A 17,116-nucleotide genomic window follows, 5' to 3' on the forward strand; every position below is an offset into this window, starting at 1 on the left:
CACCAGTGGAGGGATCTACCTGAGGTGTCTATGATCCGGTCCTCATTTGTACACATGGTCGGGAGCGGGATTCCTGCGGCCCGGTCGGAGGGGAAACCTGACATGAAGCGTTTGACAAGGGTGTTGGCGCTGACGCTGACGCTGACGATGGTTGCTGCTGGTTGTGGCAGCGACGACGACGATGCTGCCCCGGCTGCTCCGGCGACAACGGCTGCTCCTGCGACAACGGCTGCTCCTGCGACAACGGCTGCTCCTGCGACGACAGCAGCTCCGGCAACAACTGCTGCTCCGGAGCCGGAGGAGGTTTCGAGTGGTGCTGGTGAGGGCGGTACTGTGACGCTCCTTTACTGGCAGGCCGCATCCACCCTCAACCCGTATCTTTCGGGTGGTTGGAAGGACCGGGACGCTGGTTCGGTCATCCTCGAGCCGTTGGCCGAGTTTGACGACCAGGGCGTCCTCGTTCCTGCGCTTGCCACCGAGATCCCGACGGTTGCCAACGGCGGAGTCGCCGAAGACCTGAAGTCGATCACCTGGCAGCTCCTTGAGGGTGTTCTGTGGTCCGACGGAACGCCGCTCACCTCCGACGACGTGGTGTTCAGCTGGGAGTACTGCTCTCACCCGGACACCGGATGTGCCAATGCGGGTTCCTATGAAGGCGTGACCTCGGTGGAGGCTGTCGACGATCTCACCATCACGGTGAACTTCGCTGAGGCGACACCGTTCCCGTACGTCCCCTTCGTGTCGAACTCGTTGCCGGTCATCCAGCGGGCTCAGTTCGGTAACTGTGTGGGCGCGGCTTCGGCCGAGTGCACCGACCAGAACTTTGCTCCGATCGGCACCGGTCCGTTCAAGATCGAGTCGTTCACCACGAACGACACCGCGGTATACGTGATCAACGAGAACTACCGCGGTGTTCCCGAGGGCGAGCCCTACTTCGGCAGGGTTGTCATCAAGGGCGGTGGCGACGCCCCGGCGACGGCCCGTTCGGTGCTGGAGCTCGGCGAGTCCGACTATGCCTGGAACCTTCAGGTCGAGCCGGAGATCCTCGCTGCCATGGTTGCCGCTGGAAAGGGCACGGTCGTGTCGGCCTTCTCGACCATGGTCGAACGGATCATGGTGAACCAGACCAACCCGGATCCGGCACTCGGCGACGATCGCAGCGAGTACATGGACGGTGGCAACCCGCACCCGTTCCTGACCGACCCGGTGGTAGGTCGTGCGCTGTCGATCGCCATCGACCGCCAGACCCTGGTTGATGTCGGCTACGGCGACGCCGGTCGTCCCACGTGCAACGTGTGGCCCGCTCCGCCAGCCCAGAACTCCACGGCCAACGACGAGTGCCTCACCCAGGACATCGACCTGGCCAACCAGTTGCTGGACGACGCCGGCTACGCCGACACTGATGGAGACGGCGTGCGCGAGTCGCCCGATGGGGTGCCGCTCAAGATCCTCTACCAGACGTCCACCAACACGGTGCGGCAGGCCACCCAGGAGCTGATCAAGCAGGACTGGGCCAAGATCGGTGTGGAGACCGAGCTTCGTAACATCGATGCCTCGGTGTTCTTCGGTGGTGACCCGGCCAGCCCGGACACCTACGGCAAGTTCTACGCCGACATCGAGATGTACACGAACGGCGCGGCCGGCGTGGACTCACAGTCCTACATGGGGAGTTGGACAACCCCGAATATCAGCGGTAAGGACACCAACTGGCAGGGGAGCAACGTCCAGCGCTTCCAGAGCGACGAATACGACGCACTGCACGCGGAGCTAACCCAGACCGCGGACATGGACCGTCGTAACGAAATCACGATTCAGCTCAACGACCTGGTCGTGGGTAACTACTCGATCATCCCGCTGATCCACCGGGGCAGCGTCTCGGCGCATGCCAACTCGCTGACCGGGGTCAAGCTCAACCCGTGGGATGCAGAGTTGTGGAACATCGGGGAGTGGGCACGTAACTAGTCAAGCCAACCTGAACTGATCCAAAGTCGTTCGACCGGAGAGCCTGGCGGCATGATGTGCCGCCAGGCCCTCCGGCCGGTTCGTTTTCAATATCCCTTGAAAGGGGCCCGGCCGGGGCCCACCACCGATCCCGTCCGGGAAGGGAGGCGTAGGTGATCTGGTTCGCCGGTCGGCGGCTGATGGTCGCCGTGCCCACATTGGTGGCGATCAGCCTGGTCATCTTCACCATCCTTGACCTGGCGCCCGGAGATCCGACCTCGTCGCTTCCCCTCACCATCCCCGGTGATGTCCGGGAACAGATACGGGAGTCGATGGGGTTCAACGACCCATTCTTCATCCGGTGGATCCTCTGGGTGAAGCAGATGTTCATCAACGAGCCGCTCAGCATCATTGAGCAGGTTTTCAACATCCAGGTCGGCAGCGGTGATCGGACTCGGGTCCTCTCCTGGCAGTCAAGGGGGCCGGTGGTCGACACCATCATCGAGAGGCTCCCCCAGACCACCTGGGTGATGGGCCTGGCCTTCATCTTCGGCATCCTCATCGCCGTGCCGGTAGGGGTCATCTCGGCCTACCGGCAGTACTCGGTGTTCGACCAGGTCGGCACCTTCGTCTCGATGGTGGGCTACTCGGTTCCCACCTTCTTCACCGGCCTCCTGGCCATCATCATCTTCAGCGTCAAGCTCGGGTGGTTCCCGTCCTACTACGACACCACCCTCGAGGTGACCGACTGGAATTCCTTCGTGGCCCAGATCCGACAGATCGTCCTCCCGGTGGGAGTGCTCTCCATGTTCAACGCAGCGGCGTTGAGCCGGTTCACCCGATCGGCGATGCTGGACAACCTGTCGGCGGACTACGTGAGGACGGCCCGCTCCAAGGGCCTCCGCGAGAAGCGGGTTCTAGTCCGCCACGTCCTACGCAACAGCCTCATCCCGGTGGTGACCCTGATTGCTCTTCAGGTCCCGTTCGTCTTCGCAGGAGCGCTGATCACCGAGCAGATCTTCCGCATCAACGGGATCGGACAACTGATGATCAGTTCAATCCACGGCGGCGACGTCCCAATGGTCCAGACGCTGAGCTTCCTGATTGCCGCCATCACGGTGTTCTTCAACCTCGTGGCGGACATCGTCTACGGGATCCTGGATCCCCGGATCCGATACGAGTGAGACGAGGGATCCGCATGGCGACCAACGACGGGACCATCGTGTCGGGTGATGTCACCCACCCACCCGAGGACTTCCATAAGCACCGTTCCCTGTGGGGGGACGTCTGGCGACAGTTCCGCCGACACAAGGGCGCACTCGCCGGGCTCTTCGTGCTCATCTTTGTGACCGTGGCCAGCTTCCTCGGGCCAATGCTGATGCCCTACGACCCCATGCTGATCGACGTGAAGCTCCGGAACCTCGGGCCGTCCTTCAGCCACCCTCTGGGAACCGACAACCTCGGTCGCGACATGGTGGCGCGGTCCATGGTCGGTGGTCGCATCTCCTTGCTGGTCGCCATCACTGCGATGGCGCTCTCCGTCCTAGTAGGAGTCTCGGTGGGGATCCTGGCCGGCTACTTCCGGCGGCTGGACGGACCGCTCATGCGGATCACCGATACCTTCCTGGCGATACCCCAGCTGCCGGTGCTGATGGTTCTGATCATGCTGTTTCGCGAAAAGCTTCGCGAGGTCTTCGGACCGGAGGTAGGGATCTTCCTGCTGATCATGATCTCCATCGGCGCTCTTAGCTGGATGCAGGCCGCCCGGGTGGTACGCGGTGAAGTGCTGTCCATCAAGCAGCAAGAGTTCGTGGTTGCAGCGCACAGCATCGGGACACGTCAACGCAACGTCATCTTCCGCCACATTTTCCCGAACACGCTCAGCCCGGTCATGGTCGCAGCCGCACTGGGCATGGCCGTCGCCATCATCACGGAGTCGGCGCTGTCCTTCCTGGGGCTCGGGTTCCCGTCGGACTTCCCGACCTGGGGTCGGCTGCTCTACGACGGCAAGGACTTCATCCAGATCACCCCGATGCGTGTCGTGGGGCCAGGGACCCTCATCTCGCTAACGGTGATCAGCATCAACTACATCGGCGATGGCCTGCGTGACGCCCTCGACCCGAAGGCCCGGCGCCGGTAACCGGACCACCCACCCGCTGGTCGGTGGGCATCAACTTGTCGGGCCTCGCTCCCTGCCCTGTCCGCGGTACGTCGACTCTGACCGGCTCCCGCCCCGGTCTACGGAGATGGTTGACATGGGGTGACGTCATCGTGTCGGGCCTCCTCTAGTCCTCCGGGGGGCCGTTTCGCTGGTCGTCGGCCAACTCGTCGGACAGTGTGTGGTCCCACTGGCGGAGCCCCGTGTTGTGGGCCGCCTTGGCCAGGATGTGAGAGCCCACCGGAGTGGCCACCACGGCGAACAGCAGGGTAAGTGCGGCCTTGATGAGTGCGTCGGCCGTCCCTATGTGCACCACAGCGCCAGCCAGCATCCCAAATAGGCCCAACGTCGAGCACTTCGAGGAGGCGTGCAGCCGGTGGTAGGCGTCGGGCAGCCGGACCACCCCCCACGCCCCGATGAGTATGAAGGACAGCCCCGATCCCAACAGGAACACGGTTACCACGTCGCGCACAGTGTCCATCTACGAACCCGCCCGGTCGTCCGGAGGCTCGGTGCCCGAACGGGTCGCGCCAATGAATTGAGCGAAGGCCAGCGTGGAGGCGAAGCCCACGATGGCCACCAGCAGGGCGATGTCCAGCGACAGGGACCGCTGCTGGTCGACGGCTAGGAGGATGACCAGACCGACGACCTCCAGGGACAGGACGTCGGCGGCCAGGACCCGGTCGGCCACCTCGGGGCCCCGAACCATGCGAACCATGGCCATGCCGATCCCGGCTACTAGGGCCACCACGCCCACCTGGACGACGATGCCTACCACGAGAACACCTCGCGTCGCAGCCGGTCTTCCAGCTTCCGAAGGCTATCGATGGCCTTCGTCCGGTCTTCGGCGTACATGCAGTGCACATACAGCCAGCGTCCGTCATCGGATGCGTCCACAACCAGGGTCCCCGGGGTCAGGGTGATGCAGTTGGCCAACACTGTCACCTGGAGGTCGTCCAGATCCTGGACCGGGTACCGGAGGATGCGCGGCGTCTGGTTGAAGCCCGGGGTCAGGATCTCCCGGGCGATCTGGAGGTTGGCCCGTACCAGGATGGCCAGGAAGTAGCCCGCGAACCGGACCATCCGCAGTAGACGCCGGCCGTGGTTGGGGCGGCCGAAGGCCAGGTCGGAGATCGATACGACTGCGAAGCCGACGGCCAGGCCGATCACGAACCCCGGCCAGCCGGGTCCCCCGGCCCACAGCGAGAAGAGTACGGCTACTAGGAAGTCGGCACCGAGGCGGAGGATCATCCGGTGGCACTCCCATTAGCCGCCGCGGCGATCCGTAGCGGGTTCACGGCCTCTATGTAGGCCGTGGGGTCGGTCAGCTGCTGGCCAGCGTGAAAAGCGATGTCGTAGATCGGCTCGGCGGCTAGGCCGATGAACACGGCGGTGGCTACCAGGATCCCGATCCCGGCGTGGGCACCCCGCAGGCTTTTGGCCCGCACGTTGGGGCGCCGGTCGGCGCCGAAGGGCGCCGGTTCAGTCCGCCAGAAGCCCAGGGTCCAGATCTTCAGCATGGATAGCAGGGTCAGGGCACCGGTGGCCAGTGCGAGGGTCGACAGCCACCAGTGAACTGACCACCCCTCGCGGATGATGACCAGTTTGCCGAAGAACCCGCTCAGCGGGGGCAGCCCAACCAGGCTGAGGGCGGCTACGAGGAACGCGGTAGCCAGCCAGCGGTGGCGTCGGGCCAGCCCGCCGATCCCGTCCAGGTCGTCGGTGCCGGCGTGCTGTTCCATGACCCCGCAGCACAGGAACAGCGAGCTCTTCACCACCATGTGCTGGACCATGTAGTAGAGCGCCCCAGCCAGGCCGGCGACCGTCATTAGCGACAGGCCGAACACCATGTACCCCACCTGGCTGATGACGTGGATGGCCAGGATGCGGCGCACCTGGTTCTGGGAGACAGCGCCGAGGACTCCGAGGAACATGGTGAACCCGGCTGAGATGGCCAGCAGAGGAAGCACCACGTCGCGGGCCTCGCCTGCTGCGAACACCAGGGGGAAGGTCCGCAGCACGGCGTACACGCCGATCTTGGTCAGCAGGCCGCTAAACAGGGCGGCAATCGAGACCGGGAACGTGTGGTACGTGTCGGGCAACCAGAACCAGAGAGGGAAGAACGCGCCCTTGAGGCCGAAGACGATGAGGAGAAGGACCGACAGGCCGGTGAAGCCGGTGGGCAGCGGGACCCCGGCTTCGGTCCGCTCGGCCACCATCCGGGCCAGGTCGGCGATGTTCAGCGTGCCCGTCATTCCGTAGACCAAGCCGGCAGTGATGACGAAGACTGTTGAGCCGACGAGGTTTAACAGGAGGTACTTGTAGGCCTGCGCCATCTGCTGGCGGGTGTGGCCGATGGACAGCAGCCCGTACGAGGCCATCAGCATGATCTCGAAGGCCACGAACAGGTTGAAGAGGTCACCAGTCAGGAAACTCTGGTTGACGCCCATGAGCAGTAACTGGACCAGCGGGTGGAAGTATCGCCGCTCGATCTGCGGGTCGACTAGGGAGAAGCCGTGGAGGGAACAGCTGATGGCCACGATCAGGCCGGCGCACAGCAGCAGGCCGGACAGGCTGTCGAAGACCAGCGTGATGCCGAACGGCGCTCGCCAGGACCCCATCTGGGAGACCATCACCTCGCCGCCCCGGATGCGCACCAGCCACGTTAAGGCCAGGGCCAGCATGGCCAGTTGGCTGGTCAGCCCGAGTACCCGTTGGTGGATTGGACGACCTATCAGGGCGACCGACACCACGGCGGCGGCCAGGGGAATCACCACCAGGAGGCCGAGCAGGTCGTTGGTCATCGGTCGTCGCCCTCCACCCCGGGGGTGGAGCGACCCAGGGCGGCTAGCTCATCGACGTTCAGGGTGCCGGTCCGACGTGCCGTCACGATCAGCAGGGTCAGAAGGAAGCCCATCACGGCGAAGTTGATGACGATGGCCGTGAGGATCAGGGCCTGGGGGAGGGCGTCGACCAGGTCCGATGAGCCGATGATGGGTGGGTTCCGCAACCCCCCGCCGGGCAGCACCGGCGACCCGCTCATGGCGAGAATGGCCAGGTTGGCGCCGTGCCCGAGGAGGAACACGCCCATGGCCACCGACTTCAGCTCGCGGGACAGCATCAGGTAGATGCTCACCGTCACGAAGACGGCCACGCATACGGCGAGCACGGTGGTCACCGCTCCGCCTCCTCATCCAGCCGGCTGATCATCCCAATGGCCACGCCGACCACCACCATCAGCACCCCCAGGTCGAAGGCCGTGGACGAGACAAGGTGCAGGTCGGCGTCGCCCAGGTGGACGGAGGTTGCGGTGGACCTCAGCACCGGCTTGCCGGCCGCCAGGGGGAGGGCGGCCACGCCGACAGCCAGGCCCAGGCCGGCGAAGACCAGCCACCGGGGGTGGAGGGGCACCAGACGGTGGAAAGCCCGGTCCCCGTACGCCATCCGGTAGGTACACAGGCCCACAGAGGCCACCAGGCCGGCGATGAAGCCGCCGCCCGGTCCGTTGTGCCCCTTAAGGGCGGCGTAGACGGCGAACAGGAAGGTAAGGGGCAGGATCAGCCGGACCGCCGTACGCAGAATCACTGAGGACATGCCGCCGGTTGGTCCCCCGACCGGCCATCGGGTCCGGCGCAGGAAGGGCCTCACGGTCCGTCCTCCGTGGTGACGGCTGGGACGGGATCGTCCCGTCGCCAGCGACGGCTGGGCAGCATCGACCACACCCCGAGAGCCGCGGTGGCCAGCACCGTGATCTCACCCAGGGTGTCGAAGCCTCGGAAGTCGACAAGGATCACATTCACGATGTTGCGACCCTCTCCGCTCCGCCCGTTGGTGATTACCGACCCCTCCAGGCTGTGATCCTCGAAGAAGGTCCCAAGGGTCGGCGTGTCGTCGGCCCGCTGTTCTGCTGCGTGGCCGGCCAGCAGGGTCATCCAGCCGATAGACAGGCCGACGACGGAGGCCAGGGCCAGGCGGGGCAGGACCCGAACCCGCGGTCGTCGGTCGAGGGGAGGGAGCAGCCGGAGGACCAGCAGGAACAGGATCACTGAGATGATCTCGAACATGAGCTGGGTGAGGGCCAGGTCTGGGGCCTGGTAGAGGATGTAAAGGCCCACGACGGCAAAGCCGCTGGCTCCCAGCACCAGGACCCTGACGACGCGCTCCTCGACAAGGGGCAGGGCGATGGCCGTGGAGCACACCACGGCGCCGAGCAGGAGTCCGGTAGGGGACTCCAAGGGTGACATCGAGTCGGGGGGGCGCAGCATGTCTGGATCAACCCACGCCGCCCAGCCGATCCCCAGTAGCAGGGCCCCGAACACCACCGTCAGATAGAGGCGAAGGTGGCCTGTCTGAACTGTGTGGAAGGCCCGGTGCCCACCGCGGAGGATGCCCCGGTAGGTGGCTGGCCAGAGGCTGCCATGGGGGTCGGCCCGCTCGCCTCGCAAACGGGGCGAGAGTCCGAGGGCCGTCCCACCGACGATGGCCATCGCCGAAAGGAGCAGCGGTAGGCCCGGGTGGAGGAACGGCTCCCACGGCCAGGGGAGCCCATCTGCGAACGCTTCGGCATGCCGGTTCACTTCCAGCGGACGCGCTGCGGCGTTCCAGACCGGAGGGAGAAGCCCTCCGACGTACTGAAGAGCGACCAAGAGGGCTGCTGGTACCCACAGCAGAATCGACCAATGGTCGGTGGTTGGTCCACCGCTGACGGGAGCGCTCGGTGCCCTGTCGGGCTGTAGGCCCGGACCCCGACCAAAGATGGTGGTCGCCAGGCGGACGAAGATGGCCACGTTGCAGGCCGCTGCGACCACCCCAGCTGCACCAACCAGGGCCAGGGCGGGCCGCCCGTCGGCAGCGTGCCGGACGGAGTCGAAGAACAGTTCCTTGGCCACGAAGCTGATGGTCCCGGGCCCCCCGGCCAGGGCGTAGCCGGCGAGCAGCAGGACCACCAATGAGGCCCGGATCCCCCCCCGGGACCGGTGCCAGAGGCCGAACAGGTCGGGAATCCGCCTGGCGCCAGCCAGCACCCCGAGGGCGCCCGCTACAAGAAAGAGGGGCGCCTTGTAGAGGGCGTGGTTGGCAATTTGGGTCAGGTCCCAGTCAATGGCCGGGTCACCGTGGCCGGTGGTGGCACCGCCCATTCCGTAGGCGGCGACCAGGAGGCCCAGCTGGCTGACCGTGGTGTAGGCAAAGATCCTTTTCAGGTCGTGCTGGCGCAGGGCCAGGACGGCCCCCAGGATCATGGTGGTGGCGCCGATCGCTGTCACCAGCGGTACCCAGGCGGCCAGCACACCGAACACCGGGAGCATGCGGCCCACCAGGAACACCCCAGCTTTCACCATGGTGGCCGAGTGGAGGTAGGCCGATACCGGTGTCGGTGCCCGCATGGCTCCTGGCAGCCAGTCGTGCAGGGGCCACTGGGCACTCTTGGCTGCCGCGCCCGCGAACATCATGACGAACGAAGCGGCCACCGCCCCGCTCGGGTCTAGGGTCGCTGCACCCCCGATGACCTCGCTCCACCGCCAGAGATCGGTGGTCCCGCCCAGGAGCAGGACCCCGCCCAGTAAAGACAGGCCGCCCAGGCCGGTAGTGGCGAAGGCCTGTAGGGCTCGGCGTCCTGCCTCGGGGTCGTCGCGGTCCCAGCCGATGAGGAGAAACGAGCTGATTGAGGTCATCTCCCAGAACAGGACGGTCAGCAGGAGGTGGTCGGCCAGAACGATGCCCAGCATGGCGGTGGTGAAGAATCCCAGTGTGGGTAGGAAACGGGCCAGCGCGGTGTCGTCCGGCCCAAAGAACGCGCGGCTGTACAGGACGACCAGGACGCCTACGCCGGCGATGAGGAGAGCGAAGAACGTTCCGAGGCCGTCGACAAGGAAGCTCACGTCGAGGTGGAGGCTGGGGACCCAGGCCAGGGAGTCGGTGGGCGTGCCGTCGGTAGATAGGCCGTGGCGCTGCAGGTGGACGGCCAGCAGTACCAGGGCCAGAACCGGGCCGGCCGCTGCCACGAGGGGCCGGGCAAGCGTCCGGCGACCGGGCAGCACCATGGAGGCCAGGCCGGCCAGGACGGGGGCGCCGACGGCCAGCAGGACCAGAGTCGGAGAGGCCATCATCACGGGGCACATTCTGGGCGCTGGTCCACGTTCGCGCGGGCATCGTTCCGCCCGGCACGTTGGTGCAGACTGGGAGTCAGACGGACACACGCGTTGGGAGTGATCCGATGACCAGCACTGAGACGACCATGGCCCACCTGGACGAGGCTCAGGTGCGCGTCGATCTGGCAGCCTCCTTCCGCCTGGCGGCGGCTATGGAACTCCACGAGTCCGTGGCCAACCACTTCAGCGCCGCCGTGTCTGCTGACGGTCGGCGGTTTCTGTGCAACCCGAGATGGCGTCACTTCAGCCTTGTCCGGGCCAGCGAGCTCATCTTGTTGGACGCCGACGACCCGTCCACCATGGACCGTCCGGATGCCCCGGATCCGTCGGCCTGGTGCATCCACGGGGCCATACATGCCCGGATTCCGACGGCCCGGGCCGTGCTGCACTGCCACCCGCCATACGCTACGGCCCTGTGTGGACTGGCCGACCCGACCATCCCGCCGTTGGACCAGGCCACGGCCCGCTTCTGGGGCCGCACCGTCTACGACCAGGAGATGGCCGGTCCACCAGACGATCCGGCCGAGGGGGCCCGGGTGGCCGAGGCCCTGGTCGGCAACTCTGTGATGATGATGGGAAACCACGGTGTGACGGTGGTTGGGGAGTCGGTGGCCCACGCCTTCGAGGACCTGTATTTCCTGGAGCGGGCGTGTCGGACCGTGGTCCTGGCCCTCAGCACGGGGCGGGAGCTGCGCCCCATGGACGACGATCTGGCCGATTCGGTGGTGCGCATGTGGACCCGGTTCACCGACCAGGGCGTGGCCCACTTCGCCGAGTTGAAGTCTCTGCTCGACCGGGACGACCCCTCCTACCGCGACTGATGGCCCGTGGCTGACGGGGTCGAGAGGCGGGCCGCTAATCGGGCCCTGCTGGAGCACGTCGTCTCGCTCTACGGCACCGACCGGGCCGGGGAGTTGGCCGGTTGCTACACAGAGGACTGGGTCCTGGAGTTGCCTTTCGGCGACCCGCCCCAGCGCCTCGTGGGCGCCGGCGAGATTCGGGACTACCTGGCGGGGCGTTCGGGCGCCTTCGTGTTCACCCTGCGGCTGACCGCCGTGCACGAGTGCGTGGACCCTGACCTCCTGGTGGCCGAGTACGAGAGTGATGGCCACGTTTCCCACAACGGGAGGCCCTACCGCAATACCTACATCGGTCTGTGGCGCTTCCGGGATGGTCGAGTCTGCGGGGTTAAGGAGTTCCCCAACCCGATGGTGGCCGCCGAAGCCCTCGCCCTAGGGCCGGTCGATGAGCGGGGGGACGACCTCCCGGAGGACGAAGAGGAGTGACGGCCCACCGACCGCCGTTCCCGGTCGGATGGTTCGCGGTGGCCGCCCTTGCTGATTTGCCGGTCGGCGCACTGTTGCCATTGGCCGCTTTCGGCCAGGACCTGGCCGTGGGGCGGACCACCGACGGGCGGACGCTGGTCACCCACTCGTTGTGTCCCCACCTAGGAGCCAACCTGGCTGCCGGCGGCCATATCGACGAGGATCAGGTGGTTTGTCCGCAGCACGGGTGGTGCTTTGGTCACGACGGGTCCTGTTTGTGGAGTGCTGGCGAGCCGGCTCCCGACACGGTCCGGTTGCGGGTCTGGCCGACCGTGGTGGCCGCCGGCACAGTGCTGGCCTACCACGGTCGGGATGGCGAAATCCCGTCGACCGGTCCGCCGCCGGTGGCCATGGAGGGTGTGGCGCGCGTCGAGTCCCGACAGGACCATCCGGAGGACATGCTGGTGGGCCTATTGCGGGCCGCCGGAGTGGCCGCCGGCGAGGCCGACGGCGACAGTTGGTCGGCAACGGCTGGTGACGGGAACCCGATCGTGGTCCACGGCCCGGGCACCGTTGAGCACCGTGACGAAGGTGGCGGGGCCTCGGTCGTCTACGTCACCCCGGTCGATGGGTTCTCGGTAGCTGTGCGGTCGGCCGGTCTGGATCCTCCGCCCACTGTCGGTGACGGCGACCTTCCGGGCTTCCGAGACTGGTACCGCCGCTTCGACCGGTCCTCGGCCCCGCGGACCCGGCCCGCCCGGTCAGGTCGTCGGGCCCGGTCACGGGAGGCTTGACCGGGTTCAGCCGGTCCGGCCCACGAAGCCCTCCATGCCGTAAGGGCGGTACGGCCCTACGAGGAGTTGCTCCAGGACGCCCAGGCCCACCCGATCGCCCAGGGTGGCTCGTACCACGTGCTGGCAGTGCTGGTTCTCGAAGGCCTGGTCGTCCACCCCGGCCAGGTCCCACCTTTCGCCAGCCATGGCCAGCTCGCCCTTCCACGCCCCGTGGCCCCACTCGGGGTGGTGGTACCCGATGCCCTTCATCCGGAAGGTGAAGAGCTTCTCCAGGTGGACCTCGTGGCGGCTGCCGTCGTCGACGGCGCTGAACGCCAAGTTGGCCGACCGGACCATCCGGCTGCCCTCCTCGAAATCCAGGTGGTGTTCGTGGGACCGCATATGGCGGGTAGCCGGGTCCTCGATACCGGGGAGGTCGGCCAGCGTGTCGTAAGTAGGCATCAGGGCGCCGACGCTGGACAGGGGTCGGCCTAGGGAGTCTTCGAACAGTTGGTAGTGGAGGCAGAGGTCGTCGAAGTTCAACGGGGCCCACAGGAAGAACAGGCTGTTGCGGGCCGGCGGGGCGGGAGCGCCACGGGAGTCGCCACCGGCCAGTGGTCGGATGCCCCAGGACCGGTCCTTGGTGCCTCGGGTGGTAGCCGGGTCGAACTCCAGACGGCGACCGTCGACGTCGATCCAGCCGCTCCACCGTCCCATCTGGGCGAATCGGGTGGTGTCCATGGTTCGTCGGATAGCACCGCCCCAGTGGTGTCGGGGCTCCTCGACGTTTCCCGTCCGGCCCTCGAATGTGAGGTCGCAGGCAAACCCGGTCTCGTTGGGCTCCAACACCACCTGGCAGGACTTCATGGGTTCCAGCACCTCAAGCCGGAACGGCCCCACCTGCTGGTCGGCCGGGTCCCCTTCGGCCCGACACGAGGCGTGGAAGGCGTGCTGTACGCCGTCGACGATCACGCTCAGGCCGCAGTCTCGGATTCCGAGGTGCGGGTAGTAGGCGGTTCCGATCCCGAAGAACCGGTCGGCGTCGGTCGGGTAGCCGTTAAACCAATAGCGCTCGTATACGTCCTTGTCGCTGGACGCCGGGGTGGCGATGGGGTCCGGGGTTTGGTGGACGGGGTAGTCGTCGAACCTCGAGAGCATGGTGGTGGTCCCGTCCCGGGAGCGTCGGCTAGGCGGCCGACCGGGGGCCACCCCGCTCGCCGGGCCAGCGCGAGCCACCGATCGTGTCGGCGTACGGCCAGAAAGCGTCAGGGTCCAGTGGTCCGGCATTGGTGATCTCCCGCTTCTTGTGCAGGGACGTCACCAGGCGGGCCTCCACGATGTCCTCGACCGGGAGCAGCTCGGTGTACGGGTCCCAGGGGCTCTCCCGAAGTATCAGGTCACCTTCCAGGGCCTCGACATGAACCGGCTCGCTGACCTGTCGCACGTGGACCACGTGAGGCGGGTAGTCCCACTGCCTCTCTGCTCCTCCGACGGCCCGCGAGTACTTGGTCCACCACTCGTTGTGCTCAAGGTCAGTGCCGTCCGTTGGGACCTCTCCGGTGACCGTGCCCCGGTACTCCAGGAACGTGTAGCCCTGGTGGGTGCAGGTGGCCTCAATCCGGTCACCCAGGCGGAAGTAGCGGATGGAGCAAGGGAACTTGGGTTGCCCGTTGGTCTCGGCGCTAATGAAGATGGCCGCCTCCTGGTCGATGCCGATGCCGAGCGAATATTGGCCCACGACGCCGTTCCAGGAGGCGTCGACCTTGGTGGAGACGCCGTACTCGGGCTCACCGCGGATGGGAACACAGTAGATACCGAGGTGGACGTCGGGGCTTCCCACCGGGTCGATTCCCGGCGGGAGGAGGGCGGCTACCCGGTCCGGGTCGGTCCGATAGGTGATGTTCAACTTCGGATGGGCGGCGATCTCGCCGGGTCTGGCGGTAGGGGCGTCGTTCACGGGGTCTCCGGTTGTTAGTCGGGGTGGGCCCACAGCCTGTCCGACCCTCGGGTCCGAGGCCCAATCGGTCCTCAGCCGCCGGCCGTCAGGTGCGTCGGTGCCGCTCCTGCTTGGTGGCCAACTGTTCGGCAATCCGGGCGTCGTTGCGTTGCACGGCCGTCTTGGCCACCACCATGACCAGCTGGACGAAGGTGAAGATGATGGACAGTGCCACCAGGACCGGCCAGCCGAGGACCAGGCCGACTACCAGGGCGAGCAGTCCGGCGGCCGTGGAGACGATCACGGGGCGCACCCTACGGTATGGCTCCGGGCGGCAGTCAGAAGTCGCCGGCTTCCCGGCGGAGGTCGACTAGGGCGCCCTCCGCCCGAGCCAGGTCGGCTGGCGACATCCCCTCCAAGCCGAAGCCGATCTCGGCCAGGGCGTCGGCCGCCTGGACAACTCGACGTCGTCCAGCGGGCGTGATTCGGGCCAGGGTGGTACGCCGGTCCGTGGGGTGGGGGATCCGGTCCACCAGGCCATCGACCTCCAGACGGTCGACAGTGTTGGTGATGCTGGTCGGGTGGACCTGGAGCCGGTCGCCGACCTTGCCCAGGGGCAGCGCCCCCGTACGGCTGAACGCCAGGAGGGCCAGGGCTTCGAACCGGCTAAAGGTGAGGCCGAGCGGCTCAAGGGCGGCGTTGATCCGCCGTAGCAGGATCTGATGGGCCCGGGTGATTGCCGTGGCGGTAGCCATTTGGTTGGTGGCACCCCATTCGTGGGCGTCCCAGTTCCGGCGGGCCTCGGCGATCGGGTCAAAGGGGAGGCGCACGCCGGCCATGCTAGCGAAGTCATCGGTTGGCAGATAGTCGGAAGTCCAAGTATTATGGAACCATGACAGGATGGCCGTTCCAGACCCTGTCGGGCATCCCGGTCGAAGCCGTCTACGGGGACGGACCGCTGCCCGGCGAGTTTCCCTATACCCGGGGCGTGCACCCCGACATGTACCGGTCCCGCCTCTGGACCATGCGCATGTTCGCCGGGTTCGGCACCGCCGAGGACACCAACGCCCGGTTCCGGGAACTCCTGAGATCGGGAGGCACCGGACTGTCTACGGCCTTTGATATGCCCACCCTTATGGGCCGCGACTCGGACCACGATTGGGCCCTGGGCGAGGTGGGGCGGGCCGGCGTCGCTGTGGACACCGTGGAGGACGTGGCTGACCTGTTCGCGGGGATCGACCTAGGGGCCGTCTCCACGTCCATGACCATCAACGGTCCTGCTCCCATCCTGCTGGCCATGTACGTGGTGGTGGCCGAGGAGTCCGGCGTGGAGCGATCCCGCCTGGCCGGCACGCTTCAGAACGACATTTTCAAGGAATACCAGGCCCAGAAGGAGTACCTGTTCCCGCCCCGGCCGTCGGTCCGCCTGGTCACCGACGTCATTCGGTTCACCACGGCCGAGATGCCCCGGTGGAACCCCGTATCGGTCTCCGGCTACCACATCCGGGAAGCCGGCTCCACGGCCGCCCAGGAACTGGCCTTCACTCTGGCCAATGGGTTTGCATACGTGGAGGCGGCCTGTGCTGCTGGTCTTCCGGTGGACTCCTTCGCACCGCGGTTGAGTTTCTTCTTCAATAGCCATGTGGACTTCTTCGAGGAGGTAGGTAAGTTCAGGGCCGCTCGTCGCATCTGGGCCCAGTGGATGCGCGACCGCTATGGAGCCACCGACGAGCGCAGCCTCAAGCTTCGATTCCACACCCAGACGGCCGGGGTGTCGTTGACCGCGCAGCAGCCCGAGGTCAACATTGCCCGGGTGGCGCTCCAAGCGCTGGCCGGGGTGATGGGGGGCACCCAGAGCCTCCACACCGATAGCCACGACGAAGCCCTGGCTCTACCCAGCGCCGAGGCGGCCCGCATCGCCCTGCGTAGCCAGCAAGTCATCGCCCACGAGACCGGCGTGGCCAGCGTGGCCGATCCGCTGGGCGGCTCCCACTACGTGGAGTGGATGACCGACGAGCTGGAACGCCAGGCCGAGGAGGTGTTCGCCCACCTGGACGAACTGGGTGAGGGGTCGCTCCTGGAGGGTGTCTACGCCGCCATCGAGTCTGGGTGGTTCGTCGGCGAGATCGCCGACGCTGCCTACCGCTACGAGCGGGAGGTCAACTCCGGGGACCGGATCGTGGTCGGGGTCAACGCCTTTATGGAGGGCAACGACTCCCGGCAGGCTGACCTGCTGCGCATCGACCAGGAAACCGAAGACCTCCAGCGCCGACGGCTGGACGCCGTCCGTCGGTCCCGAGACGACCGGGCAGTGGTCGCCTCCCTGTCCCGGGTGGCCGCCGCCGCCGCCGAGCCGACCACCAACCTCATGCCCGCCCTTCTGGAGGCCGTCTCAGTTCGGGCCACGTTGGGCGAGGTGGTCGACGTCCTGGAAGGTGTCTTTGGGACCTACGTGGAACGGACCGTGGTCTGATGTCCGGCGATCCCCCGATCCGGGTCGTGCTAGCCAAGCTGGGACTGGATGGGCACGACCGGGGCTTGAAGGTGGTGGCCCGGATACTGCGAGACGCCGGCATGGAGGTCGTCTACCTAGGCCTTCGCCAGACCACCGAGACCATCGTGGACGCTGTGGAGCAGGAGGATGCCGACGTGGTTGGCATCTCCATGCTCAACGCCGGCCACCTAACCCTGGGACCCCGGATAGTCGACGCCCTAGCGGAGGCCGGGCTGGACGTCCCGGTAGTGATCGGCGGGATCGTGCCCGACGAGGACCGTCCGGCACTGGCCGACGCCGGGGTGGCTGGGGTTCTCGGCCCGGGTGCTCCGACCGACGAGGTGGTGGCCGGTATTCGAGGCGCGGTGGCCGCCCGTGGCCGGTGAGCGGGGGATCCTCC

General features: G+C 66.7%; 20 protein-coding genes. 9 read left to right on the plus strand and 11 right to left on the minus strand.

Annotated elements, in window-relative coordinates; all coding sequences use genetic code 11:
- Nucleotides 1-151 precede the first annotated feature (151 nt).
- From MK181_06445 to MK181_06460, 4 genes are all read left to right on the plus strand, one after another.
- Nucleotides 152-337 (plus strand): hypothetical protein, encoded by a 186-nt coding sequence (locus MK181_06445; protein ID MCH2419438.1) that lies wholly within the window; start codon nt 152-154, stop codon nt 335-337.
- A complete protein-coding gene (locus MK181_06450; GenBank protein ID MCH2419439.1) occupies nt 334-1,962 on the plus strand; it encodes a peptide ABC transporter substrate-binding protein in 1,629 nt (542 codons plus the stop codon). Before MK181_06445 ends, MK181_06450 begins: the two co-directional genes overlap by 4 nt.
- Nucleotides 1,963-2,114: 152 nt before the next feature.
- Entirely contained in the window at nt 2,115-3,125 is a 1,011-nt protein-coding gene (locus tag MK181_06455; protein MCH2419440.1) for an ABC transporter permease, read from the plus strand.
- Between the two features lie 14 nt (nt 3,126-3,139).
- On the plus strand, nt 3,140-4,081 hold the full coding sequence (locus MK181_06460) for an ABC transporter permease (GenBank protein ID MCH2419441.1): 942 nt from the start codon (nt 3,140-3,142) through the stop codon (nt 4,079-4,081).
- Nucleotides 4,082-4,226: 145 nt separating this feature from the next.
- On the opposite strand, the gene mnhG is transcribed toward MK181_06460, so the two are convergent.
- Genes mnhG through MK181_06495 form a run of 7 tightly spaced genes read right to left on the minus strand, consistent with a single transcriptional unit; the run spans nt 4,227 to nt 10,206 of the window.
- On the minus strand, nt 4,227-4,580 hold the full coding sequence (gene mnhG / locus MK181_06465) for a monovalent cation/H(+) antiporter subunit G (GenBank protein ID MCH2419442.1): 354 nt from the start codon (nt 4,578-4,580) through the stop codon (nt 4,227-4,229).
- Nucleotides 4,581-4,877: a monovalent cation/H+ antiporter complex subunit F gene (locus MK181_06470; GenBank protein ID MCH2419443.1), complete on the minus strand. Its 297-nt coding sequence runs from the start codon at nt 4,875-4,877 to the stop codon at nt 4,581-4,583. It lies immediately after the preceding gene.
- On the minus strand, nt 4,871-5,350 hold the full coding sequence (locus MK181_06475; protein ID MCH2419444.1) for a Na+/H+ antiporter subunit E: 480 nt from the start codon (nt 5,348-5,350) through the stop codon (nt 4,871-4,873). Before MK181_06475 ends, MK181_06470 begins: the two co-directional genes overlap by 7 nt.
- A complete protein-coding gene (locus MK181_06480; GenBank protein ID MCH2419445.1) occupies nt 5,347-6,903 on the minus strand; it encodes a Na+/H+ antiporter subunit D in 1,557 nt (518 codons plus the stop codon). The genes MK181_06475 and MK181_06480 overlap by 4 nt, the downstream gene beginning before the upstream one ends.
- Entirely contained in the window at nt 6,900-7,277 is a 378-nt protein-coding gene (locus tag MK181_06485; protein MCH2419446.1) for an NADH-quinone oxidoreductase subunit K, read from the minus strand. Before MK181_06485 ends, MK181_06480 begins: the two co-directional genes overlap by 4 nt.
- On the minus strand, nt 7,274-7,693 hold the full coding sequence (locus MK181_06490) for an MnhB domain-containing protein (GenBank protein ID MCH2419447.1): 420 nt from the start codon (nt 7,691-7,693) through the stop codon (nt 7,274-7,276). Before MK181_06490 ends, MK181_06485 begins: the two co-directional genes overlap by 4 nt.
- A 50-nt stretch (nt 7,694-7,743) precedes the next feature.
- Nucleotides 7,744-10,206 carry a DUF4040 domain-containing protein gene (locus tag MK181_06495; protein MCH2419448.1) on the minus strand — a complete coding sequence of 821 codons (2,463 nt, stop codon included), beginning with the start codon at nt 10,204-10,206 and terminating at the stop codon, nt 7,744-7,746.
- 107 nt (nt 10,207-10,313) lie between these two features.
- On the opposite strand from MK181_06495, the gene MK181_06500 reads away from it, so the two are divergent.
- From MK181_06500 to MK181_06510, 3 genes are read left to right on the plus strand one after another with little or no spacing between them, the layout of a single operon-like run.
- On the plus strand, nt 10,314-11,069 hold the full coding sequence (locus tag MK181_06500) for a class II aldolase/adducin family protein (GenBank protein MCH2419449.1): 756 nt from the start codon (nt 10,314-10,316) through the stop codon (nt 11,067-11,069).
- Nucleotides 11,070-11,075: 6 nt separating this feature from the next.
- A complete protein-coding gene (locus MK181_06505) occupies nt 11,076-11,534 on the plus strand; it encodes a nuclear transport factor 2 family protein (protein MCH2419450.1) in 459 nt (152 codons plus the stop codon).
- Complete coding sequence (locus MK181_06510) at nt 11,531-12,307, plus strand: Rieske 2Fe-2S domain-containing protein (protein MCH2419451.1); 777 nt, start codon at nt 11,531-11,533, stop codon at nt 12,305-12,307. The genes MK181_06505 and MK181_06510 overlap by 4 nt, the downstream gene beginning before the upstream one ends.
- Before the next feature lie 6 nt (nt 12,308-12,313).
- Here MK181_06510 and MK181_06515 read toward each other — a convergent pair whose 3' ends face one another.
- From MK181_06515 to MK181_06530, 4 genes are all read right to left on the minus strand, one after another.
- Complete coding sequence (locus tag MK181_06515) at nt 12,314-13,444, minus strand: hypothetical protein (protein MCH2419452.1); 1,131 nt, start codon at nt 13,442-13,444, stop codon at nt 12,314-12,316.
- A gap of 28 nt (nt 13,445-13,472) precedes the next feature.
- On the minus strand, nt 13,473-14,243 hold the full coding sequence (locus MK181_06520; GenBank protein MCH2419453.1) for an acetoacetate decarboxylase family protein: 771 nt from the start codon (nt 14,241-14,243) through the stop codon (nt 13,473-13,475).
- Nucleotides 14,244-14,328: 85 nt separating this feature from the next.
- Complete coding sequence (locus tag MK181_06525; GenBank protein ID MCH2419454.1) at nt 14,329-14,526, minus strand: hypothetical protein; 198 nt, start codon at nt 14,524-14,526, stop codon at nt 14,329-14,331.
- Nucleotides 14,527-14,560: 34 nt separating this feature from the next.
- Entirely contained in the window at nt 14,561-15,052 is a 492-nt protein-coding gene (locus tag MK181_06530) for a MarR family transcriptional regulator (protein ID MCH2419455.1), read from the minus strand.
- 62 nt (nt 15,053-15,114) lie between these two features.
- On the opposite strand from MK181_06530, the gene MK181_06535 reads away from it, so the two are divergent.
- Nucleotides 15,115-16,695 carry a methylmalonyl-CoA mutase family protein gene (locus MK181_06535; protein MCH2419456.1) on the plus strand — a complete coding sequence of 527 codons (1,581 nt, stop codon included), beginning with the start codon at nt 15,115-15,117 and terminating at the stop codon, nt 16,693-16,695.
- The gene (locus MK181_06540; protein MCH2419457.1) at nt 16,695-17,102 is read left to right on the plus strand and encodes a cobalamin B12-binding domain-containing protein; all 408 of its coding nucleotides are present in this window, start codon (nt 16,695-16,697) and stop codon (nt 17,100-17,102) included. The genes MK181_06535 and MK181_06540 overlap by 1 nt, the downstream gene beginning before the upstream one ends.
- Nucleotides 17,103-17,116 lie beyond the last annotated feature (14 nt).

The organism is Acidimicrobiales bacterium, from assembly GCA_022452035.1.
Classification (GTDB): Bacteria; Actinomycetota; Acidimicrobiia; order Acidimicrobiales; family MedAcidi-G1; genus UBA9410.

Coding starts and splice junctions, on each gene's coding strand:
- MK181_06495 (MCH2419448.1), bottom strand. CDS start 10,206: ATGATGGCCTCTCCGACTCTGGTCCTGCTGGCCGTCGGCGCCCCCGTC.
- MK181_06540 (MCH2419457.1), top strand. CDS start 16,695: ATGTCCGGCGATCCCCCGATCCGGGTCGTGCTAGCCAAGCTGGGACTG.
- MK181_06460 (MCH2419441.1), top strand. CDS start 3,140: ATGGCGACCAACGACGGGACCATCGTGTCGGGTGATGTCACCCACCCA.
- MK181_06515 (MCH2419452.1), bottom strand. CDS start 13,444: ATGCTCTCGAGGTTCGACGACTACCCCGTCCACCAAACCCCGGACCCC.
- MK181_06480 (MCH2419445.1), bottom strand. CDS start 6,903: ATGACCAACGACCTGCTCGGCCTCCTGGTGGTGATTCCCCTGGCCGCC.
- MK181_06535 (MCH2419456.1), top strand. CDS start 15,115: ATGACAGGATGGCCGTTCCAGACCCTGTCGGGCATCCCGGTCGAAGCC.
- MK181_06490 (MCH2419447.1), bottom strand. CDS start 7,693: ATGTCCTCAGTGATTCTGCGTACGGCGGTCCGGCTGATCCTGCCCCTT.
- MK181_06500 (MCH2419449.1), top strand. CDS start 10,314: ATGACCAGCACTGAGACGACCATGGCCCACCTGGACGAGGCTCAGGTG.
- MK181_06475 (MCH2419444.1), bottom strand. CDS start 5,350: ATGATCCTCCGCCTCGGTGCCGACTTCCTAGTAGCCGTACTCTTCTCG.
- mnhG (MCH2419442.1), bottom strand. CDS start 4,580: ATGGACACTGTGCGCGACGTGGTAACCGTGTTCCTGTTGGGATCGGGG.